We start from the raw sequence: 22,026 nt of genomic DNA, 5'->3' as shown, positions 1-22,026 counted from the left end.
TTATGGGTATCGGGGTTGGGAGGGGGAGATGCGGGCGTTGTTTTGCAGCTGTTGGTTTTGTTGCTCGGGCGTGCTCGTGCCAAATGATTGCCGGATGAATTGGTTAAACTCTTGCAGGTGCGCCTTCATGTTGCCGCCACGCGAGATGTAGTGTTTGTACCCGCTCAATTTTTGCACGTGATCCACATTGCCTGTGAGGTAGACATTGCGTACGCCCTTGACGTTGGCACGCACGATGGCATCGACTTTTTTCTTCGTCGCGTCGTCGATATTGCCGCTCATCGTGCTGTACGGCCCGTCATGCGTATGCGCCGGGTCGAGACCCTCCGCCTGCATCTGCTGCACCGTCATCCCGGCTGCCGATTTCGGGTTTTGCTGTGTCCCGTACGGCATGTCGTTCCAGTTATCCCCCGATTTCATCGCCGCGTCCATCTGATGCTCTTTGCCGATGTTGATCATCCCGACATACGCGTTGCCGCCCTGCACCAACACCGTCGAGTTGCGGACGCCGTTGATCGTATCGAGTTTGCGCCCGATGTCCTGGCGCACTTGCACCCCGGCGCTCTGCACGTTCGTGCGCGAGGCATCCCGTGCACTCGGTTGGTCGAGGTTGTTCACACGAGCCCCAAGGTTTGCGTGGTTGCCGCATCCGGTCAACCCGACCGCCAACGTCAACGCCGTCAGCGCCATGCCGGTCTTGCGTAGGAGTGCCATCGTTCTCCCTCCTTTTGAAAGTAGAGTGGCTCGGGGATAGTGTGTCCGAAATTCCCTTGTGTAACAGCCGATCCTGTGATATCCTCGTCTTAGATTGTTAGAGAATTGTCTAAATCTCGAAGGGTGAGGTTGCCAATGAATTCTCCCTATATCGAAGTCTCAGGAGTCTCCAAGCGTTTCGGCACACAGCAAGTGCTGGACGATATGAATTTCACCGTGCGCCGAGGCGAGATCGTCGGCTTGCTCGGGCCGAACGGCTCCGGCAAGACCACGATGATCCGCTTGCTCAACGGCGTGATTTTGCCCGACGCGGGCAGCATTTCCGTCGGCGGGCACAACCCCGCCGTCGAGGGCGACCCGATCCGCCGCAAGAGCGGGATCTTGACCGAAGGGGCGGGCATGTACCACGAATTGACCGGCTTGCAGAACTTGGAGTTTTTCGCCAAGCTCTACGGCGTGCGCGACCAGAAGCGCCTCTACGAACTGCTGGAGCAGTTCGACCTCACCGCGCACATGCACAAACTGGCGGGCACGTACTCGACCGGGATGAAGAAACGCCTCGGTCTCGCCAAAGCGCTTCTGCACCGCCCGGAGCTGCTGTTCCTCGACGAGCCGACCAACGGTCTCGACCCGGAAGGCATCCAACTGGTCATGAAGTACATCCGCGAACTGAACCGTACGGAGGGCACGACGATCTTGCTGTGCTCGCATGTGCTGCATCAGATTCAAGAGGTGTGCCACGAGTTTATCTTCATGGAGTACGGCAAAGTGATCGAGCAGGGCACGAACCGCGAGATTGAAAGCAAGTATGTGACGGAGACGGTCTTGCGCGTCGAGACGGGGTTGCAGATCAATGCCGACCGCTTCGCCGGCGTATCGGTGCGCCGCGTCGGCGATGAAGTGTTGGAATTCCGCTTGCCGAACAAGGACGGAATCTCGCCGTTGCTCCAAGCGATTTTGCAAAAATCGTGGGTGCACGAAGCGGTGATCACCAACCGCGACTTGGAAGCGCTGTACTTCAAAGTGAGGGGGGAGCAGCATGAATAAGGCCGCGGTCTGGGCGATCGCCCGCAAAGACATGCGCTCGATGACGTCGAACAAGCAAGTTTGGATCTCGATGATCATCTTGCCGCTGATTTTCGGTTTGATTTTTCCTGTTGCCGCCGTGTTTCTCGGCAAGAGCATGGACATGACGACGGAGAAGAACTTGAAGTTCTACCATACGATCACGTCGAACATGCCCGATCAACTGCAAGCGCTCTTGAACGTCAACCCGAACATGCTGCCCAACGAGCAGATCGTGTATTTCATTCTAAACTTCATGTGCCCGTCGTTTTTCCTGATGATCCCGATGGTGACCACGTCGATGATCGCCGCCAACTCGATGGTCGGGGAGAAGGAGCGGCGGACGATGGAAAGCTTGCTGTTTGCCCCGATCTCGGTGTTGGATTTGTTTGTCGGCAAAGTGCTGTCGGCGTTTCTGCCCGCGCTGGCGGTGTCGTTCGGCGCGTTCTTCGGGTTTGCCGTGATCGTGGACGCTTTGACGTACAACACGTTCCACGCGCTGATCATCCCGAACGCCAACTGGCTGATGCTGATGTTCTGGGTGATTCCGACGATCACGCTGTGCGTGATTCTGTTCAACGTCTTGATCTCCGCCCGCGTGAAGACCTTCCAAGCCGCGCAGAACCTCTCCGGCGTGGTCGTGCTCCCCGTCGTCTTGCTCATCGTCTCCAACGCCAGCGGCCTGCTGCTGTTCGGCCCGCTCCCGATGTTGATTTTCGGCATCGTCGTGCTGCTGTTGAGCCTGTTCTTCCTCTCGCGCATCGCCAAGTGGAACCAACGGCACGTGCTGTTTGAAAAACAAATCCATTGATCGTTTGCTCAGATGCAAGCGCTAAGAACCAGATGAGAAATCGTCCGGTTCTTTTTTTGTTGACACAGAGGAAAAATCCGGAATATAATCTAAACAGTTGTTTTAAACATATGTTTTAAACGTTCGTTTCGAACGAGAGATCAAAGGGGGAACGGGAAATGATACGCACGTTGAAGCTTTTTTTGCAGCAGAAAACCACAATCGTCGGCATGGTGCTGCTGTTGTTTTTCCAGTTGACGTTTGGCATCGTTTGGATGAACGCGTATGACGGCGTCTCTGATCGCATCCACGACTTGAAGATCGGAGTGGTATCCGAAGACAAGCAAATCGGGCAAACGGTCGCCGAGCAGTTGGTGAAGAATCTGCCCTTCCAGATGCAAGCAGGCTCGTCTCTGACGGAAGCGCGGGAAAAACTGAACAGCCGCGACTGGAAAGCGGCGATCGTCATTCCGGCGGACTACACCGCCAAGGTGCAGGACGTCCAACAGCAAGCCATCCTCGACGTGCTGGTCAACGAATCGAATCCGCAGCTGGTGAAAAGCATCGGGCAACAGGTATTGAGCCTCGTGACGGCGAATGTGAATACAGAGAGCACGAAACAGGCAGTTGAAGGCGTTTTGAAAAATCTGCATGTCCCCGAGCCGCAAGCGACGGCGATGGCAGCCGGAGTATCGAGCCGTGTGAACGGTCAATACCAAGCGCTGAACCCGATTTCGAACTTCTCCTACCAGATGGTTCCGATGATGCTGGTGCTTGCGTCGTACGTCGGCGCCATGTTGATGTCGATGAACTTGAATGCATCGGCGACCGCGCTGCGGGAGCAGACGACGCCGTGGAAACGCTTTGCAGCCCGCCAACTGCTTAATCTTGCGGCGACGCTCGTGGTCACGACCAGTTCCGTGTTGACGTTGAAGGCGTTCGGCGTGATGCCGGTCGAAGGGTACGGGGAAGTGTTCGGCTTGCTCTTGCTCACGTTGCTTGCGTTCGTCTCCACGGCGCAGATGTTTTTGTTCCTGTTTGGAGAAGCGGGCATGATGTTGAATATCGTCGCGCTGTCGTTGCAGTTGGTGACGTCCGGCGTGATGACGCCGCGCGAATTGCTTTCGTCCGCGTTCCAGCAGATCGGGGATTGGTTCCCGGCGACGTACGCGTCGCTTGCGTACATGAACTCGCTGTTCGGCGGAAGCGGCACGGGTGACGCGGTGCAGAAGATCTTGGTGATCACGGTGGTCACGCTGCTTCTCTCGATGATCGGGGTGGCGGTTCACAGTGCGCTCGCCAAGCGCAAACACGTATCGGAGACAAAGGTTGTGGCATAGATGAATGAAGATGTAAAAGCCCGAATTCTAGCGGCGGCGAAAAAATTGTTTGCCGAAAAAGGATATTCGGCGACCAGCATTCGCCAAATTTGCGAAGAGGCAGGGGCCAATGTGGCCCTTGTCTCCTATCATTTTGGGGGCAAGGAGAAATTGCTCGACGCCGTGTTGCGGAATTTTTTCCCTGACGAGATGCGGTATGCGGTGATGGAGCGGTTGGAGAATCCGGTCGATCGGCTGAAATTTTTGATTCGGGAGTTTCTGATCGCGATGCGGACGGACCCGGAAGTCACGCGGATCCTCATGCTGGAGATCATGCTCGGCGCGGAACGGTTGAAAACGATTCTCCCCCACACGCTGTCGTTTTGGCAGCGGTTGCGCGAGGAGATTCGCGCCGCCACGGAGCAGGGGCTGTTTGACATCGACTCGCTCGATCATGCGCTGGTGCAGACGATGGCGGTGATGATCTACCCCTTGCACTCGTCCGGCTTCCAGCCGCTGATGGAGTCGTGGCCGCCCGATTTGGAAACGGAGATCGCCCAGCGCACCCGCTTTGTCTTGCGGGGATTGGGCGCGCGCACGGAGGATGCACAATGAGCGAAATCATGAGAGAAGTGACGATCTACACCGACGGAGCTTGCTCCGGCAACCCCGGCCCCGGCGGGTGGGGCGCGGTGCTGATGTACGGGGAGCACCTGAAGGAAATCTCCGGCGGCGAGAAGACCACCACGAACAACCAGATGGAGTTGCAAGCGGTGATCGAAGCGCTCAAACTGCTGAAGTACCCGTGCAAAGTCGACGTGTACAGCGACAGTGCGTATGTGATCAACTGCTTCAAGGGAAGATGGTATGTAAATTGGGAAAAAAACGGATGGGTCAACTCCAAAAAAGAACCGGTTTCCAACAAAGAACAATGGATGGAGCTCCTCAAACTCTTCCGCCAGCATAAAATCACGTGGCACAAAGTCAAAGGCCACGCCGGCAACAAGTGGAACGAACGCTGTGACGAACTGGCACGAGGAGCCGTCCCGCGCTAGCAGGAGGGGTGCGAGATGACACACTACGAAATCGACAACGCCGCCATCCAGCGCCTCGCCGAAGAACTCGGCATCGACGGCATCGGCGTGACGACCGCCGACCCGTTTCAAGAGACGATGGAGCACTTGCAGATGTACCGCGAACACGGACACGAGTCCGGCTTTGAGCATCCGGTGATCGAGGAGCGCATCGACCCGCGCCTGACCTGGCCGAACGCCAAGTCGATCATCGCGATTGCCCTCGCCTACCGCACCGAACAAACCCAAGGCGCGAAAAAACCGGAAGGGCTGCGCGGGCAGATGTCGGTCTACGCGTGGGGGATGGACTACCATCTGGTCTTAAAGCAAAAACTCGAACTCCTCGGAGCCCGCCTCCAAGAGCTCGTCGGCCGCCCGATTGAAATCTACAACACCGTCGACACCGGCCCGCTCGTCGACCGCGCCGTCGCCCAGCGCTGCGGGATCGGCTGGCTCGGCAAAAACTGCTCGATCATCACGGAGAAGCACGGATCGTGGGTATTTCTCGGGCAATTGGTTACCGACGTGAACATTGAACCCAATGTTCCGTCACCTCCTCCGCAGTGCGGCGACTGCCCCGACCTGTGTTTGAAAGCCTGCCCGACCAAAGCATTGGTCAACCCGTTCATGACCGACTCCAGCAAGTGCCTCTCTTACATCACGCAGATGAAAGGGTTGATCCCGGAGGAGTACCGCTCGAAACTGGGGCGGCGGTTGTGGGGCTGCGACACCTGCCAAGTGGTCTGCCCGAAAAACCGGGAAGCGGCGTTTGGCACGACGGTCGAGTTTGATCCCGAGCCGGAGTTTGCGTTCCCCGACCTGATGCATTTGCTCGACCTCTCCAACAAGCAGTTCCGCCGCGAGTACGGCAACTCGGCGGCGGCGTGGCGCGGGGCGAAGGTGATGCAACGAAACGCGATCATCGCGCTTGGCAACATGCGGGAGAAGCGAGCCCTCCCGCGCCTGCTCGAACTCTTGGCGAAGGACGAACGCCCGGAGATTCGCGGCACCATCGCATGGGCGCTGAAAAAAATCGACCCCGACGCCGCTCGTGACGCTGTCAGAAACGCCTACGAGCGCGAAGAGCACCCGGAAGCCAAGCAAGAGATGGCGTGGGCGGTCGAGTAGGAGGATGTCTACAATGAAACTGATTTCTGCCTGCCTCGTCGGGTGCCATTGCCGCTATGACGGCGGAAGCAACGCTGTCGACCCGTTTGTGAAGATGGTCGAGAACGGTGAGGCTGTTTTTGTCTGTCCGGAGCAGTTGGGCGGCTTGTCCACACCGCGTCCGCCCGCGCAAATCGTCGGCGGAACCGGCGAAGACGTGTTGGACGGCAACGCCAAAGTGCTCACCGAAAGCGGGGCGGACGTGACCGCAGAATTTGTGCGCGGGGCACAAGAAGCGCTGCGCATGGCGAAGCTCGTCGGCGCCAAGGAAGCGATTCTCAAAGAGCGCAGCCCGTCGTGCGGCTCCGCGCTGATCTACGACGGCACGTTCACCAAGGGCAAGCGCCCCGGCCACGGCGTCACCGCCGCGCTGCTTGAGCGCAACGGCATCAAAGTCTGCTCGGAAGAAACGTACGAACCACCGAAAGCAAAACCAGACGACAAGTAAAAGGAGACCTGCCCCATGTACCTCCCGTCCTTTGATCTGACCGACAAAACCGCGCTCGTCACAGGCGCCGGCCGCGGCATCGGCCGTGCGTTGGCGATCGGGCTGGCGGAAGCGGGTGCCAACGTCGCGATCGTTGCCCGCACACCATCCGACTTGGAAGAAGTGGCGGCCGAAATCCGCAAGCTCGGCCGCCGCGCCTACACGGTCACCGCCGACCTGACAAAAAAAGACGACGTCGAACGCATCGTGCGCTCCGTCGTCGATCAAGCGGGCTCCCTCGACATCCTCGTCAACAACGCGGGCATGAACATCCGCTCCAAAGCGCTCGATGTGACGGAAGACGAGTGGGAGACGATCATGCAGACGAACTTGAAGTCGGCGTTCCTGCTGTCCCAAGCGGCCGCCAAGGAAATGAAAGAGTCCGGAGGCGGGCGAATCATCAACATCGCGTCGGTCGGCGGAGCGGTGGCACTGCGCACCGGCGTTGTCTACGGCGCGAGCAAAGCGGCGCTGATGCACATGACCCGCATCCTGTCTCTGGAGTGGGCGCAGTACGGCATCCGCGTCAACGCGATCGGCCCGTGGTATTTCAAAACCCCGCTGACCGAAAAACTGCTGAACGATCCGCAATACCTCGGTGAAATCCTCGACCGCACGCCGATGAAGCGCGTCGGCGAACTGCCGGACCTCGTCGGCCCGACTGTGTTCCTCGCGTCGGACGCGTCAAACTACGTGACAGGCCAAGTTCTGCTGGTGGACGGCGGGATGAGCGTGTACGGTTTCTAAAAAACGCCCTCGCCCAAGCCCCGTCACCGCCTCATCCGCTCCACCTGCTGCCCGAAGTTTTTCAAAAACGCTTGGCGTTGCTCTTCTTCCGCTTCCGCCAACTCGTAATACCCCAGATGGTGCGGGTCGTGCCCGATCTCGTAATGCTGGTAGGATATCCGCCAGAACCGATGCGGGAACACGAGCAGCGCGTAGAGCATGACATACTCCTGCACCGTCAACAGCCGCACGGCGTTGTAGTTGACCAACACATGCCGCATCACGTCTTCCTCCCACTCCGCCCGTTGCAGCGCGCGGCGCACCAGATGCGCGAGGTCGAGCGTGCGCGGGCCGAACGCGGCGAAATCGAGGTCGATCAAGCAGATTTGCCCGTTCGTGGTGTAGACCATGTTGTACGGCGTCAAGTCGAGGTGGCACAGCGGCGGATCGTCTTCTTCGTGAAGCAAGTGCGCCCGGACGGCGGGGCGCTTGAGGATCGAGAGCGCTTCGTCGCACTGTTTGATGTACGGGTCGACGAGCGCGAGGAATTTTTGATCGAGGAGGTCGGGACGGCTTTTCACTTTGGCGCGCTTTTTCCAGAGTACGAGTTCGTCGCGGCGGTCTTGGAAGCGGTCGGCGAGGTCGAAGAGCATCGCCGGGGCGTAGCCCTTGGGCTCAAACCCGCGCGACGCTTCGTGAAACTCGGCAAGCGTCCTCGCGGTCAACGCCAATTGGGGCCGCGAACGGAAATCGACTTCCTGTCCGCGCACCCATTGCGTGGCGTAATACATGTCGCCGCCGACTTGCACGTACGGCAAGCCTTCGGTGGAGAGGAGAAACGGAGCGAAGCGCGTGAACTTGCGCTCTTCCAAATAGAGAAACGACTGATGAAGGAACTGCACCTGCTTGGGTGTCAGTTCCGTTTTTTTTAGGGCGATCAGGCCTTTGGGGGTGCGCAGGCGCAAGACGGGACCGAACGGTTCGCACTTGGTCGCCGTCAAGCCGTACGCTTTGAGCACTGCGGGAGAAAATCCGTGCCGACGGATGATCGAATGGACGGTGCTCAGGGAATCGTCATGGTCGCGACCGAGATCGCTTTTGCCGTGGCCGACGGGTGTGCGGGGGGATGATTTGGACTTGGATTTCGCTTTGTTGGGAGCGTTGGATTTGGAAGTAGAGGGAGCGGGAGCGGGAGCAGGTTCGGGTGCGGATTCGATGCGGGATGTTTTCTTCGAGGGGGTGCGTTTTTGCGGGACGCCGTCGGAGGTGGACCAAGACCACCAAGAAGGAGGCTGACGCTTCTTGGGCGTGGAAGCGCCAGCCTCATTCTTTTTTCCGTCATCCTTGCCTTTTCCGGAAGATGGTTTGGACGCGTCTTTCATCCACTTCGGCGGTTTGGTCATTTCGCCCCAGAAGTGTTTGAACACGTCGCCCGGTTTGGTGCCCGGCTTGCTGGTGTTTTTGTTGTCATCTGCCACAGGAGATCACCTCCACTGCCATACTATGCGTGGGGAGGGAAGAGCAGTGACAAGGGAGTTATTTCAGGTTTTCCGGGTTCAGGGCTTCCAGTTCCGGCAGCACGAACAGGCCGTCCTTGCGGATCAGCACGTCGTCAAACCAGATTTCGCCGCCGCCGTATTCCGGGCGTTGGATCAAGACGAGATCCCAGTGCACGGCGGAACGGTTGCCGTTGTCGGCCGCTTCGTACGCGGCGCCCGGCGTGAAGTGCAGGGAACCGGCGATCTTCTCGTCAAACAGGATGTCTGCCATCGGTTCGAGGATGTACGGGTTGAAGCCGATCGCGAATTCGCCGACATAGCGCGCGCCTTCGTCGGTGTCGAAGATTTCATTGAGCTTCTCGGTGTCGTTGGCGGTCGCTTCGACGATCTTGCCGTCCTTGAAGACGAGACGGACGTTGTTGAAGGTGAAACCGCGGTTCGGAGACGGAGTGTTGTATTGAATCACGCCGTTGACCGAGTCTTTGACCGGGGCGGTGAAGCATTCGCCGTCCGGGATGTTGCGCTTGCCGTCCGCTTTCAACGTATTGATGTCCTTGATCGAGAACGTCAAGTCGGTGCCCGGCGAGATGATGCGGACGCGGTCGGTGCGGTCCATCAGTTCCTTGAGCGGTTGCATCGCGCGCGACATCTTGGCGTAGTCGAGCGTGCAAACGTTGTAGAAAAACTCTTCAAACTCTTCCGTCGACGAGTTCGCCGCTTGCGCCATCGATGCGTTCGGAACGCGGCAGATCACCCACTTTTTCTTAACGCGGGTCTCCATGTGCACCGGCACGAGGTATTTCGACGAGTGGAGGTTCAGCTTCTCAGCGGGTATGCCTTTGGTTTCATTGGTGTTGTGCAGGTACCCGACGCAAACGTACGCGTCCATTTGCTCCATGAATGCTTGGTCGTTTTCAGCCATCAGTTGGACTTGCTCTTCGGTCAGCCCTTTGAGCAATTCGCGCTGGGTGCGCGCCATGGCGTTTTTCACAAACGGAAGGCCGCCGACGGCGTACGCTTTGCGGACGAGCGCGTTGGTCAGTTCGATCTCTCCGTCATACGCTTCGATCAAAATTTTCTCGCCCGGTTGCAGCGAGCAGGAATATTCAATCAAATTTGTTGCCAGTTGTTCAATGCGCGGATCTGCCATAACTAGTGCTCCCCCTCGTGCGTTGATCGAGATCTAAATAGAAAACAGCAGGCACCGCCGCAAGGACGGAGCCTGCTGTTTCTCTAGTATACCAAAAAATTCCGTTTACGCGAGAGACTTCCACACTTCGAGTTTGGTGCGGATGCGGCGGATGACTTCGTCGGTGAAATCGGTGGTCGAAGAAGAGCCGCCGAGGTCAGCCGTGCGGGTGCCGTCTACGATCGCTTCGAGGGTGGATTCGTAGATCGCGCGCGCCGCGATGTCTGCGTCCTTGTCGCCGAAGAAAGTCAGCATGGAAGCAGCCGCGAGGATCATCGCCATCGGGTTGGCGACGTTTTTGCCAAACAGGCCCGGTGCGGTGCCGTGCGGGGCTTCTGCCATCACGGTTTGCACGTTGCCGGTTTTTTCGTCAAACGAGAGCAGGATCGATTCGGAGCCTGCGATCGTGCCGTACATTTGCAGCACGAGGTCGGAGAGGCAGTCGCCGTCGCGGTTCAGAGCCGGGATGACAAGCGGTTCGCCGGTGGTGTTCATGAGCAGCGCGTAAGTTGCGTCGATCAGTTGCGGGTCGTACTTTACGCCTGCGTATTTTTTCGCCGCTTGGTCCATTTCTTCTTTGAGCATGCCTTCGTAGACCGGGGAAACGGTGTATTTCGGGCCGCCGAAGACTTTGGCGTTCATTTTCTGCGCTTGTTGGAACGCGTATTCCGCAACACCGCGGCACACTTTGCGGGAGATCTTCTCGGTGCGGTACGCGTACTCTTCGAGGCCGTCGCCTTCACGCCATTCTTTCGCGCCGTACGCGTCGTCGACCGCCATGCGGATGACGGAGATCGGAGCGTTGATGCCTGCAACCGGGTTGATGCCCGGGATGCGGCGGCCGGTGCGGACGATGACGGTGCCGTCGATGCCTTTGCGCAGGATTGCGTTCGGAGAGCCGACGTCGCCTGCGATTTCCGGGGTGATGGTGGCTGCTTTGTAGCCGAAGCCGTGTTCTTTCATCGCTGCTGCTGCGTCATGCACGACTTGGTTTTTGGTCGCGCGGCGGTTTTCCAGCGACAGGTCGAAGCGGAGGAATTCGACGTCAATGCCCGTGACGGACGGGTCGAGGACGCGCAGGCCCTCTTCGAGCAGTTCTTGACCGGTTTGGTCGCCTTCCATAACGACGATCGTTTTCTTTTCCATGGTGTCACCTCATCTAAGTATCGGAAGAAGACTGTAAAAAAACAATTGGAGGACAAAAGGAAGGGGAGAGCATGAGCCCCCCCTTAGTGTTTGCAAAGCCGGGTCAAACCATCAAACAATTAGATTGCTTGTTGTTTGGTGTAGTTGAGCAGACCGCCGGCGAGGATGATGTCGATTTGACGGCCGGTCAGGTCGTGGGTCACGGTGAAGGTGGTGCCTTTGGTTACGTTCTTCACGGTGATCTCGTTGCCTGCTTTGATTTGTTCGGTCAGGTTGTCGATTGCGATTTCGTCGCCTTGCGCGATGGTGTCGTAATCGTTCTCGTTCACGAAGGTGAGCGGGAGCAGACCGAAGTTGATCAGGTTCGCACGGTGGATACGAGCGTAGGACTTCACGATGACAGCTTTTACGCCGAGGTACATCGGAGCGAGCGCTGCGTGTTCACGGGAAGAACCTTGGCCGTAGTTGTGGCCGCCGATGATCACGGACTTGCCGAGTTCTTTCGCGCGAGCCGGGAATTGCGGGTCAACGCGCACGTACACGTGCTCGGAGATCGCCGGGATGTTGGAACGCAGCGGCAGAACTTTTGCACCAGCCGGCATGATGTGGTCGGTGGTGATGTTGTCGCCGACTTTCAGGGAAACCGGAGCGGTCAGGACGTCAGCCAGCGCGGTGTTCACCGGAAGCGGCTTGATGTTCGGGCCGCGAACGACTTCAACGTCAGCCGGGTTTTCAGCCGGAGCGAGCACGAGGCGGTCGTCGACGAGGTATTTTTCCGGGAGGTCGATCGCCGGGAATTCGCCGAGTTCGTTCGGGTCTGCGATGTAGCCGAGAACGGCAGCAGCCGCGCAGGTTTCAACGGATGCGAGGTAAACGGACGCATCCGCGGTGCCGGAACGGCCTTCGAAGTTACGGTTGAAGGAACGGACGGAGACAGCGCCGGAGGACGGTGCTTGACCCATACCGATGCACGGACCGCAAGCGGACTCAAGCAGACGAGCGCCTGCTGCGAGGATGTCAGCCAGTGCGCCGTTGCGCGCGATCATTTCGAAGACTTGCTTGGAGCCCGGGGAGACGACGAGGGACACGTTCGGGTGAACGGTGCGGCCCTTGAGGACTTCCGCCAGACGCATCAAGTCAACGTAGGAAGAGTTGGTGCAGGAACCGACTGCAACTTGTTGAACCGGGATGCGCTTGGAAGCGAGTTCCTTCACAGCGACAACGTTGTCCGGGGAGTGCGGTTGCGCGATGTTCGGTTCGAGGGTGTTCAGGTCGATGATCAGCTCTTCGTCGTAGGTTGCGTCTGCGTCAGCAGCCAGCGGAGCGAAGTCTTCGCCGCGGCCTTGCTTTTCGAGGTAGATGCGGGTTGCTTCGTCGGACGGGAAGATCGAGGTGGTCGCGCCGAGTTCAGCACCCATGTTGGTGATGGTTGCGCGCTCCGGAACGGACAGCGATGCAACGCCTTCGCCGGTGTACTCGATGACGCGGCCCACGCCGCCCTTAACGGTCAGGTGACGGAGGACTTCGAGGATGATGTCCTTCGCAGCGGTCCACGGCTTGAGTTTGCCCTTCAGTTCAACTTTGACAACTTTCGGCATGTTCAGGTAGAACGCGCCGCCAGCCATTGCAACTGCGATGTCCAAGCCGCCTGCGCCCATTGCCAGCGAGCCCATGCCGCCTGCGGTCGGGGTGTGGGAGTCGGAACCGAGCAGGGTTTTGCCCGGCTTCGCGAAACGCTCCAGGTGAACTTGGTGGCAGATGCCGTTGCCCGGACGGGAGAAGTGGATGCCGTGTTTCGCTGCAACAGTTTGCAGGAAGCGGTGGTCGTCCGCGTTTTCGAAGCCGGATTGCAGGGTGTTGTGGTCAACGTAGGAAACGGAGAGTTCCGTTTTTACTTGCGGAACGCCCATCGCTTCGAACTGCAGGTATGCCATCGTACCGGTCGCGTCTTGGGTGAGCGTTTGGTCGATGCGGATTGCGATTTCCTTGCCAGCTACCATCTCGCCGGAAACGAGATGTGCTTCAATGATTTTCTGAGTCAGGTTCTTAGCCATCAGAAAAACCTCCTATGAAACCTATAATCAGTCTCTGCAATCTAGCCTCTCCAAAAAGGAAGGTTAGAGGTGCAGGAAAAACAAACTAGAAATAATCTGCTAGTGGGCGAGCATCTTGGTCATAATGTCCGCCGAACGCCTGACCGCTTCAATATGTACATTGAGCATGTCAGGGGTGAAACGATCCACAGGCCCGGAAACGGAAAGCGCTGCGATGACATCTCCTTGGCGGGAGAAAATCGGCGCCGCAACCGCTGCTGCACCCGGTTCGCGCTCTTCAATGGAGATCGCGTATCCTTGGGATCGCGTGGTGACCAAACTCTGCAAGAACTCCATGCGGTTGATGTCGTTCGGACAGCAATCGCGCACCAGTTCTTCGTACGAGTCCTTGGAGAACGCGAGCAAGACTTTGCCGGACGCTCCGACATGCAAGGGCAAGCGCATGCCGATATTCGCCACGCGTCGCACCGGTTGGTTGCTCTCCACCGCTTGGATGCGGATGCGTTCCGTTCCCGAGCGGACATAGAGCGAAATCGTCTCGCCGATCTGATCGCGCAGACGCGTCATCTCCGGCAGAACGATCGAAGAGAGCGCATCCGATTGGTAGACGTTGCTGACCAATTCGAGAATGCTCCAACCCAAGCGGTACTTCTCGGTCGAACTGTGCCGACGAATGAACCCCTTGCTTTCGAGGGAGGCCAACAATCGGTGCACTGTGCTCTTATGCAACCCGAGGCGCTTCGAAATGTCGGAAAGCCCGAGTTCCGCATCGCTGCCGGCGAAGCACAGCAAGATGTCCAGCGCTCGCTCGACGGCGCGCACCGTGCCTTTTTCCTGTTCAGCCACAACCCTCAACTCCCTTCGGAGGTCTTTCTTAGTGTTTCGTACGGTGAAACCCTGTTTCATTACATAGTATATCACGCGTCTCTAACGCATGGGAACCCTTTTGTCAAAAATGATTCAAATTCCGAGCAAAATGGACTTCTGCCCCGCATATAACATGTAGAACGAGCAGGAGGGAGGGGGAGTCGTAGATGGTGCAACGGGAATGGTTCCAAACAGTGGAAGCGTTTTTTCGGGAAAAAAACCGGGCATGGCTGACCGGCGATGAAGAGACGCTGTTGCATTTCTTGGCGGGCACGCCGGCGGATTGCCACTCGTGGCAAGAAGTGCGCTTGATGCGCGACGCGTCCGCCGAGCGCGAAGGCGTGAAGTTTCGCAAAGCGAAAACCTCCTTAAAAATCCACGGGGCTTCTTGGCAAAAGGAAGGCGAGCTCGCCGTGGTCGACGCTGCGGAACATGTCCGTTTTTATTATGAACAAGGCCGTGAACTTCAACACGAAGAACGAGCGGTCAGACACCGCATGACGCTGTTGATGTTCGGGGGCAAGTGGCGCGTGCTCCAAGACGAGACGATCCGCGAAGGGAGCTCCGCGAACTTCCGCCCGGAAGAAGAAGAGGCGGGCGCTGCGCTGGCGTCGGTGGACGCTTTGTCCGATGCGCCGGAGTTTCCGGAACGCTCTTTGCGCGGACGGTACGACCGCGTGCGGGCGTTTCGATATGCCGAACTCTGGTGGAACAAGTTCAATCCTGTTTTCAAAGAAATGAAGGGCAACGACTGCACGAACTTCATTTCGCAAGTGCTCTACGCGGGCGGCATGCCGCTCGTGACCGGAGGCTCGCGGTCGAACGGCTGGTGGTACGATGTGCGGACACACAATTGGAGTTACTCGTGGGCGGTGGCGCATTCGCTGAAACTCGCTCTGTCGCGCATCTTGCACGCTCAAGAAGTCGGCGATCCCCGTCAATTGAAGATCGGCGACGTGATTTGCTACGACTGGGACGGAGACGGCCGCTGGCAGCACAACACCGTCGTGACCGATTTCGATTATGCGGGTCAGCCGTACGTCAACGCGCACACAGTGGCGTCGCACCGCCGTTTCTGGACGTACCGCGATTCGTACGCGTGGACGCCGCGCACGAGATATGCGTTCTTCCATATCGCGGATCAGTTTTAGCGTGCGGACAATCTAGACAAAAGTTATAGAGGGTTTTTGACACAGATGTCGAATGTAAAAAGTGGAAATTCCGAAGTGAGTTACACTCATCAATAGAGGGGAGGGTCTCTTGTGTTCGCCTCCAGGTGGATGTATGGAAGCGTCGGCTTTTGGGTCGGGGCACTGGTGGAAACTGCAGATATCTTCATCAATGGAACCGCTCGCGGAACGCTCTTCATCTTCGAATTGATCGTGTTCGGACTTTTGGGCATGATCTTCGGGCTGGTGCTGCATCGTTCGCGGGAAAACAACCGTCGGATCGTCCGCTCGTACCATACGTCGCTGGAATCGTTGGCGAACGCAGTCGCGGCGAAGGATGACGAAACGAACGGGCACAGCAAGCGCGTCGTTCGCTACTCGGTCCTGATCGGCCGTGAGATGGGACTTCAACATCGCCTCTTGCAACAGCTCGAATGGGGCGCTCTCTTGCACGACATCGGCAAGATCGCCGTCCCCGATGCGATCCTCAAGAAACCGGGAGCGCTGACAGACGACGAATGGACGATCATGCGCGAACATCCGCAGATGGGCTATCTGATGGTCAAGAACATCGACTTTCTGAAGGAAGGCACCGATGTGGTGCTGCACCATCATGAGCGGATGGACGGCCGCGGGTATCCGCACAAGCTCGTTGGCGAGGAGATTCCGCTGCTCGCCCGCATCTTCGCCGTCGCGGACACGTTTGACGCGATCACGTCCGACCGGCCGTACCGCAAGGCGCAGTCGATCGAGCACGCCCGCGAAGAGATCGCCCGCCATGTTGACACACAATTTTGCCGCGAGTGTGTCGAGGCGTTCCTGCGTTTGGACACAGATGATTTGCTCCGCGTCCAAGAAGAAGCGAAGATACTCGATTACGAAACGGTGCAGCTGCAAAAGCTCAAGCATATTTCCTAGGAAAGTAGGAAAAGTGCAAGATCATACAGTTGTGGGAATATTCGAGGAACAACCTGTCTAGTTGCGGCAGGCTGTTCCTTTTTGTATGCTAGAGACTTAGAGCATTACTTTTTTCAATCGGTTTTTGGTAAGGTTTTTGAAAAAGGAGGACGTCGCCATGCACATCGTTTTGGTTGAACCGGAGATCCCGGCAAACACCGGCAACATTTCCCGCACCTGCTCTTGTACCGGAATCACGCTGCATCTGGTGCGTCCGCTCGGTTTTTCGGTCGACGACAAACAGTTGAAGCGGGCGGGGCTCGATTATTGGCACCTGTTGGATCTGCATTATCACGACAGCTTTGAGGAGCTGCGCGCGAAGTACCCGCAAGGACGCTTTTTTTATGCGACGACAAAAGCGGAGAAATCCTATACGGATTTTACATACGGTCCTGATGACTTCTTCGTGTTTGGCAAGGAAACCAAAGGCCTGCCCGAAGAGTTGGTAAAAGCTAATCTGGAGACGGCGATTCGCATCCCGCTCTTGCCGGACGCCCGTTCGCTCAACCTCTCGAACTCCGTGGCGATTGTGGTGTATGAAGCGCTGCGCCAACAAGGGTTCCCGAATTTGATCTAAGCTCCGACCCAAATCGATTCCGATCGAGAAAGAGGCGAATTCCATGCAAACTCTCAACACGCTGTTGTTCGACTTGGACGGCACTCTGCTTCCGATGGACAACGATCATTTCACGCGCGGCTATTTCAAAAAGCTCGTGCCGCACGTGGCGCATCTGCTACCGCCGGAAACGTTTTTGGCACAATTGATGAAATCGACGGAACACATGGTGCGCAACAACGACCCGGAATTGACCAACGAGCAAGCGTTTAAGCAGCATTTCGTAGCAGCGGTCGGCGGTTTGGAAGAGGACTTCTGGCCGGTCGTGGAAGATTTCTATGCCGGCGAGTTTGGCGAGTTGATCGAACTGTCTCAGCCGAACGCCCTCGCTCGCGAGATCTGCGAAGCGGCGGTGGCAAAAGGCTACCGCGTCGTCTTGGCGACCAACCCGCTGTTCCCGCGCGCGGCGACGGAGCACCGCATGCGCTGGGCGAACGTCCAAGACATCCCCTTTGAATTTGTCACCACGTACGAGAACAGCCATTTCTGCAAACCGAATCCAAATTACTATGCGGAGATCGTACAGAAACTCGGAGTGTCCCCCGAAAACTGTATGATGATCGGGAACGATGCCTTCGAGGATCTGATCGCAGGCACTCTTGGCATGCAAACGTACTTGGTCACCGATTGCCTCAAGGAAGGGGAAAAACAACTGCCGTTTACCCACAAGGGGACGCTTGCTGACCTTTTGATGTTTGTACGTGACGAATTGCCGCACGTGAAGTCATAAAAAGTTCGGTCTACGGAACTCTACTGAGGTATACAATGAATTAAGTGAGTTAATAATGATCGGGTAAAGGGACCTTTTTAATTAACTTCTAACTGAAAGAGATAGTGTATGATTGATCCACATCGAGAGGAGAGATTGTGATGCCAGCAACTCTTGGACAAAAGATAAAGGAATTGCGCATTCAAAAAGGCTTGACCCAGAGCGACCTCGGCGCAGGCATGGTCACACCGTCCATGATTTCGCAGATTGAGGCCGATAAAGCAAACCCGTCTCATAAACTTCTGCAGGCGATTGCCGAAAAGTTAGAAACCCCGATCGAATACTTCCTCACCGACATGCAGATGCAAATCGAGCAAATCGCCACTTATAAAGTCGCGCGCTCGATGATGGAAGCGGGTGAATTCCAACGCGCCGTTCCGATTCTGGAAGGCCTGATGGAAGATTCCGTTCCGCAACTGCACTCGGCGGAAATTCAATTCGACCTCGCGGAGTGTTTGCTGGAAGACGGCAAACTCGACGAAGCGCTGGACGGGTTTGACAAAGTGCTCTCTTCGGCGACGACCCGCAAGGACGTCTACATGCAAGTGCTCGCCCTGAAACAACTCGGCTACGTCGAGGAGAAGCGCCACAACTACCCGCTGGCGATCTACCATTGGCAGAAAGCGCTCGATTTGATGGCGAAAGTGGAAGATCACGACCCGTTCCTCGCCGCGGAAATTTTGCGTCAACTCGGCAAAGTCTACGGCTACCTCGGCGAGAAAAAAGATGCGCTGCATGCGTATGAACGCGCGCACACCTATTTGGAAGCGACCGCATCGTTCCAAAAAATCGCCGACCTCTACCGCCGCCTCGGCGAATCGTTCCGCGAACAGGGCGATTTCGACCGGGCGAGCGAATACGCGCAACACTCGATTTCGCTGTACCGCGGCTTGAAAAACATCAAGCTCGCCATCGAAGTGAAGGAAAACTTCGGCATCGTCAAGGGCGAAGAAGGAAACGCCGACGAAGCGCTGCAAACGCTGTCCGCTTGCTTGGTGGAATACCAAGAGTACGGCTACACCGAGAAAGTCGCGCACACGCACGGCGAGATGGCTCGCATCTACCTTGGCAACGGCGATTACGCCCAAGCGTCCACTCACTGCGACGAAGCGCTGAAACTCTTGGCGGAAGACTCTTTGGAGCGCGGCTTCGTCTACCGCACCTACTCGACGATTCGCAAAGAGCAAAAGCAATTTGCCGAAGCGGTCGACTTCATGGAGCAATCGGTCAAAATCTTCGAGATCGCCGACCTCCCGCGTGAAATCGCGAAGTCGTACTCGATGCTCGGCGACATCTATAAGGAACAAGGCGATCTGCAAAAAGCGATTCATTCGCTGGAGCAGATGAAGCGCGCGATGGAAAGCAACCTCAAGGAACGCGGCATCGTGCTGTAAGTTTTGCACAGCAAGAAGAGGGCCCGGTGACGGGCTCTTTTTTTATGGCTGAATTAGTGTTGACAGCGTGTCAGTGCGTTGGTAGAATGATCGAAGTGAGATTTTGTACTAAGTGGTCAGTTTATTCGTAAGTATAGGAACGAAAGGAGGGATTTCCTGTGGCAACGGTACAATTTCAAGGCGTGGAGTTGCGCGACAAGCGCAAACGTCTCTATCAGAATTTAACCTTCACGTTGGAGAGCGGGCAGATGGGTGCGGTGTACGGTCCGTCCCGCACGGGGAAGTCGTCGCTGCTCTTGTTGGCATCCGGGCATCTGCGTCCGGACAGCGGACAGGTGTTGGTCGACGGCAAACAACCGGACAAAAAGCGCGCCGGAGTCGGCCCGATTCAGGACCTCTCGCCGATGTTTGATACGTTGACGGTCCAAGAGGCGCTGGTGTTCCAAGCGCGGTTGTTCGGCGTGCGAAACGCCAAAGCGCGGGTGAAGGAACTCGTCATGAAGTACGGCCTGCAGGAAGTTTGCACATACAGAATCAAGGACGTCGGGCGCATCGAGCAATTTCGCGTCGGTTTGGTCTCGGCGTTGGTGCATCGCCCGGACGTCGTGTTGATCGACGAGCCGGAGAGCGGCTTGACCAACGAGGAATGGGAAGCGGCGTACCGCGATTTGCGGGCGTTGGCGGAGGACGGGCATGTTGTCCTCTTGACCACGGTGCTCTCGCAAGTGGCGGAGCGTTGCGACTTGGTTCTCTCGTTGCCTGATGGAGAGGTGAAAACGAAATGAACACGTTCTGGATTTTCCGGACGGAGATGCGCCGTTTGCTGCGCTCGCGTCTGGGCCGGGCCGCGATGGTGGTCGGGATCATCATCCCGCTTTTGTACAGCGGATTGTATCTCTACGCGTTTTGGGACCCGTACAACCAGATGGAGCAATATCCGGTCGCGCTGGTCAACCTCGACCAAGGCGGGACGAAAGACGGCAAGCATGTCGCGTACGGCCAAGACTTGGTCGACGAACTGGTCAAAGACCACGCCGTCGGTTGGAAAGTCGTCTCGGAGGAGGAAGCGAATCGGGGCTTGGAGGGCGAGGGTTATTATTTGAAAGTCACGATCCCTTCGACGTTCACCGAAGACGCGCTCTCCGTCACGGGCGACAACCCGAAACACGCCGTGATTCAATTCACGCAAAACGAAGGCAAAAACTACATCGCCTCCACGATCTCGAAGCGCTTGGAGACGTCTCTGCGCGAGGAAGTCGGCAACAAGTTCTCCAAGGAGTACATCAAAGGAATCTTCGACATCATCGGCGACGCGGGCGACGGTCTCTCCAAAGCGGCCGACGGCGCGAACAAGTTGGCGGACGGCGCGGGCCAAACGCACGACGGCGCTGTCAAGCTGAATGACGGCATCAACGATGCGCACAGCGGAGCGGCGAAATTGGCGGACGGCGCAAAGCAAGTTGCCGACGGCGCAGCGAAAGCGTCGACGGGCAGCGCGCAAGTCGCCAGCGGCAACCAGCAGATGCATGAAGCCCTGCAACAAGCGGACGGCGGAGCGGCGAAGCTCCAGTCGGGAGCAAACTCGCTGCAATCGGGCCTCGGGCAGCTTTCGCAAGGCGCGGCGCAACTGGCTCCGGGCCTGCAAAGTGCCAACGACGGTCTGAAAAAAATCCAATCCGGTCTCACCTCGGCAGGGGAGCAAACGGCTCAACTGCAAGGCGGACTGCAACAGATGCAAGGCGCACTCGGCACGGTTGACGCATCGGGCAACCTCACCGGCGCGAACGATTCGGCGCTGAGCTTGCTGGATTCGCTTGCCAAGCAGTACGGGTTCGCAAGCGACCCGCGCTACGTCGGCGCGATGAAAAAAATCGGCGGCGTCTCCTCCAACCTCGGAAGCACCGCCGCTCAAGTCGGCGCGTCCAAATCGGGTCTCGATCAAGCAACCGCCGGCATCGGCCAAGTCGTTGACGGGCAAGCGCAATTGATCGCCGGCGCGAACAAAGTCGCGGACGGCTCCAAGCAATTGCAAACCGGAGCGGTCGATCTCGCGAAGGGCATTACCGACTTGAAAACGGGCACGTCGACGCTGGCACAGAAATCGGGTGACCTCGCCGTCGGCGCGAAACAAGTGGCAGACGGCAACGCGCAACTGGCGACCGGCTCCCGCGATGTGGCAGACGGCAACGCGCAACTGGCGACCGGCACGGCGCAGCTCGCGGACGGGTCCAAGCAATTGTCGGACGGCACGAAACAAGTGGCAGACGGAAACCGGGAACTGGCGGGCAAACTGACGGACGCCACCAAGGACTCCACAGTCAAGAATCCGGACGCCAAAGCGGACGCGATGTCCAACCCGGTGGAAGTGGACTCCAAGCCGATTCACCCGGTTTCCACGTACGGCATGGGCTTTGCGTCGTACTTCATCCCGCTTTCTCTGTGGGTCGGAGCGGTCGTGCTGTTCTTCATGCTCTCGTGGAAGGAATACCGTTGGGTGATGGCTCCGGTCTCCACCACGTCGTTTGTGCTCGGGAAGTTCTTCACGCTCGGCGCGGTCGGGATTGCGTCCACCGTCGTCTCCGGCCTTGTGCTGACGAAGGGACTCGGCTTGCAAGTGCTGCATCCCGTCGAGTTCTACGCGATCATGATCTTGCTCTCGTTTGAATCGATTGCGATCATCGGGTTCTTGATCGCGCGCCTCGGCTCCGGGGCGGGTCGCTTCTTGGCGATCTTGATCTTGATCCTGCAGCTGACCTCGTCGGCGGGCACGTTCCCGATCGAGATGGTACCGGACTTCTTCAAAGCGATTCACCCGTTCCTGCCGATGTCGTACGGCATCGAAGGGCTGCGCGCGATCATCGCGACAGGCGACCAAGCGCTGGTGCAAAAAGACATGCTGATCCTCGGCGGCATCACCGTCGTCGTGTTGATTCTGCAAGTTCTCACCACCCGCCGCACGCTCAAAGTCGGCGACCTGCATGACAAAGACGTGCTGGCAGGATAAGTTCACAAGCCCCCATGCCGG

At 57.6% G+C, this 22,026-nt stretch carries 21 protein-coding genes; 15 read left to right on the top strand and 6 right to left on the bottom strand.

The window, feature by feature from the left end; translation table 11 throughout:
• Positions 1-714, bottom strand: coding sequence for a YhcN/YlaJ family sporulation lipoprotein (locus tag EL26_RS11600; protein WP_038088613.1), 714 nt, complete (start codon positions 712-714; stop codon positions 1-3).
• A 135-nt stretch (positions 715-849) separates the two neighbouring features.
• On the opposite strand from EL26_RS11600, the gene EL26_RS11595 reads away from it, so the two are divergent.
• From EL26_RS11595 to EL26_RS11560, 8 genes are all read left to right on the top strand, one after another.
• Positions 850-1,761, top strand: a complete 912-nt coding sequence (locus EL26_RS11595; protein ID WP_038088611.1) for an ABC transporter ATP-binding protein — start codon at positions 850-852, stop codon at positions 1,759-1,761.
• On the top strand, positions 1,754-2,590 hold the full coding sequence (locus EL26_RS11590; RefSeq protein ID WP_038088609.1) for an ABC transporter permease subunit: 837 nt from the start codon (positions 1,754-1,756) through the stop codon (positions 2,588-2,590). The genes EL26_RS11595 and EL26_RS11590 overlap by 8 nt, the downstream gene beginning before the upstream one ends.
• A 158-nt stretch (positions 2,591-2,748) precedes the next feature.
• The gene (locus tag EL26_RS11585) at positions 2,749-3,909 is read left to right on the top strand and encodes a YhgE/Pip domain-containing protein (RefSeq protein ID WP_038088605.1); all 1,161 of its coding nucleotides are present in this window, start codon (positions 2,749-2,751) and stop codon (positions 3,907-3,909) included.
• Positions 3,910-4,503: a TetR/AcrR family transcriptional regulator gene (locus EL26_RS11580; protein ID WP_038088601.1), complete on the top strand. Its 594-nt coding sequence runs from the start codon at positions 3,910-3,912 to the stop codon at positions 4,501-4,503.
• A gap of 8 nt (positions 4,504-4,511) precedes the next feature.
• Positions 4,512-4,943 carry a ribonuclease HI gene (gene rnhA, locus EL26_RS11575; RefSeq protein ID WP_081857150.1) on the top strand — a complete coding sequence of 144 codons (432 nt, stop codon included), beginning with the start codon at positions 4,512-4,514 and terminating at the stop codon, positions 4,941-4,943.
• A gap of 15 nt (positions 4,944-4,958) precedes the next feature.
• Positions 4,959-6,089 (top strand): tRNA epoxyqueuosine(34) reductase QueG, encoded by a 1,131-nt coding sequence (gene queG / locus EL26_RS11570; protein ID WP_038088596.1) that lies wholly within the window; start codon positions 4,959-4,961, stop codon positions 6,087-6,089.
• A gap of 13 nt (positions 6,090-6,102) precedes the next feature.
• Positions 6,103-6,576 carry a 2-thiouracil desulfurase family protein gene (locus EL26_RS11565; protein WP_038088593.1) on the top strand — a complete coding sequence of 158 codons (474 nt, stop codon included), beginning with the start codon at positions 6,103-6,105 and terminating at the stop codon, positions 6,574-6,576.
• Positions 6,577-6,591: 15 nt separating this feature from the next.
• Positions 6,592-7,362, top strand: coding sequence for an SDR family NAD(P)-dependent oxidoreductase (locus EL26_RS11560; protein WP_038088592.1), 771 nt, complete (start codon positions 6,592-6,594; stop codon positions 7,360-7,362).
• A 23-nt stretch (positions 7,363-7,385) separates the two neighbouring features.
• Here EL26_RS11560 and EL26_RS11555 read toward each other — a convergent pair whose 3' ends face one another.
• From EL26_RS11555 to EL26_RS11535, 5 genes are all read right to left on the bottom strand, one after another.
• Positions 7,386-8,819 (bottom strand): CotS family spore coat protein, encoded by a 1,434-nt coding sequence (locus tag EL26_RS11555; protein ID WP_038088590.1) that lies wholly within the window; start codon positions 8,817-8,819, stop codon positions 7,386-7,388.
• A 58-nt stretch (positions 8,820-8,877) separates the two neighbouring features.
• Positions 8,878-9,990, bottom strand: a complete 1,113-nt coding sequence (locus EL26_RS11550; RefSeq protein WP_038088587.1) for an aminopeptidase — start codon at positions 9,988-9,990, stop codon at positions 8,878-8,880.
• Positions 9,991-10,095: 105 nt separating this feature from the next.
• A complete protein-coding gene (locus tag EL26_RS11545; protein WP_038088585.1) occupies positions 10,096-11,175 on the bottom strand; it encodes an isocitrate/isopropylmalate family dehydrogenase in 1,080 nt (359 codons plus the stop codon).
• Positions 11,176-11,294: 119 nt separating this feature from the next.
• A complete protein-coding gene (locus EL26_RS11540; protein WP_038088582.1) occupies positions 11,295-13,229 on the bottom strand; it encodes an aconitate hydratase in 1,935 nt (644 codons plus the stop codon).
• A gap of 99 nt (positions 13,230-13,328) precedes the next feature.
• A complete protein-coding gene (locus EL26_RS11535; RefSeq protein WP_038088579.1) occupies positions 13,329-14,075 on the bottom strand; it encodes an IclR family transcriptional regulator in 747 nt (248 codons plus the stop codon).
• A 188-nt stretch (positions 14,076-14,263) separates the two neighbouring features.
• Here EL26_RS11535 and EL26_RS11530 point away from each other — a divergent pair, with 188 nt between their 5' ends.
• From EL26_RS11530 to EL26_RS11500, 7 genes are all read left to right on the top strand, one after another.
• Complete coding sequence (locus tag EL26_RS11530) at positions 14,264-15,247, top strand: amidase domain-containing protein (protein WP_038088575.1); 984 nt, start codon at positions 14,264-14,266, stop codon at positions 15,245-15,247.
• Between the two features lie 111 nt (positions 15,248-15,358).
• The gene (locus EL26_RS26455) at positions 15,359-16,183 is read left to right on the top strand and encodes an HD-GYP domain-containing protein (RefSeq protein ID WP_152559251.1); all 825 of its coding nucleotides are present in this window, start codon (positions 15,359-15,361) and stop codon (positions 16,181-16,183) included.
• 157 nt (positions 16,184-16,340) lie between these two features.
• Positions 16,341-16,799 carry a tRNA (uridine(34)/cytosine(34)/5-carboxymethylaminomethyluridine(34)-2'-O)-methyltransferase TrmL gene (trmL, locus tag EL26_RS11520; protein ID WP_038088572.1) on the top strand — a complete coding sequence of 153 codons (459 nt, stop codon included), beginning with the start codon at positions 16,341-16,343 and terminating at the stop codon, positions 16,797-16,799.
• A gap of 43 nt (positions 16,800-16,842) precedes the next feature.
• Complete coding sequence (locus EL26_RS11515; RefSeq protein ID WP_038088569.1) at positions 16,843-17,568, top strand: HAD family hydrolase; 726 nt, start codon at positions 16,843-16,845, stop codon at positions 17,566-17,568.
• 140 nt (positions 17,569-17,708) lie between these two features.
• Positions 17,709-19,001 carry a tetratricopeptide repeat protein gene (locus EL26_RS11510; RefSeq protein WP_038088566.1) on the top strand — a complete coding sequence of 431 codons (1,293 nt, stop codon included), beginning with the start codon at positions 17,709-17,711 and terminating at the stop codon, positions 18,999-19,001.
• A gap of 158 nt (positions 19,002-19,159) precedes the next feature.
• Positions 19,160-19,786: an ATP-binding cassette domain-containing protein gene (locus EL26_RS11505; protein ID WP_038088562.1), complete on the top strand. Its 627-nt coding sequence runs from the start codon at positions 19,160-19,162 to the stop codon at positions 19,784-19,786.
• Positions 19,783-22,005, top strand: coding sequence for a YhgE/Pip domain-containing protein (locus tag EL26_RS11500; RefSeq protein ID WP_038088559.1), 2,223 nt, complete (start codon positions 19,783-19,785; stop codon positions 22,003-22,005). Before EL26_RS11505 ends, EL26_RS11500 begins: the two co-directional genes overlap by 4 nt.
• The last annotated feature ends 21 nt before the right edge of the window (positions 22,006-22,026 follow it).

Source organism: Tumebacillus flagellatus (assembly GCF_000714935.1).
Classification (GTDB): Bacteria; Bacillota; Bacilli; order Tumebacillales; family Tumebacillaceae; genus Tumebacillus; species Tumebacillus flagellatus.
The sequence above is the reverse complement of the archived record's forward strand: the minus strand, read 5'-3'. Positions and strand labels throughout refer to the sequence as shown.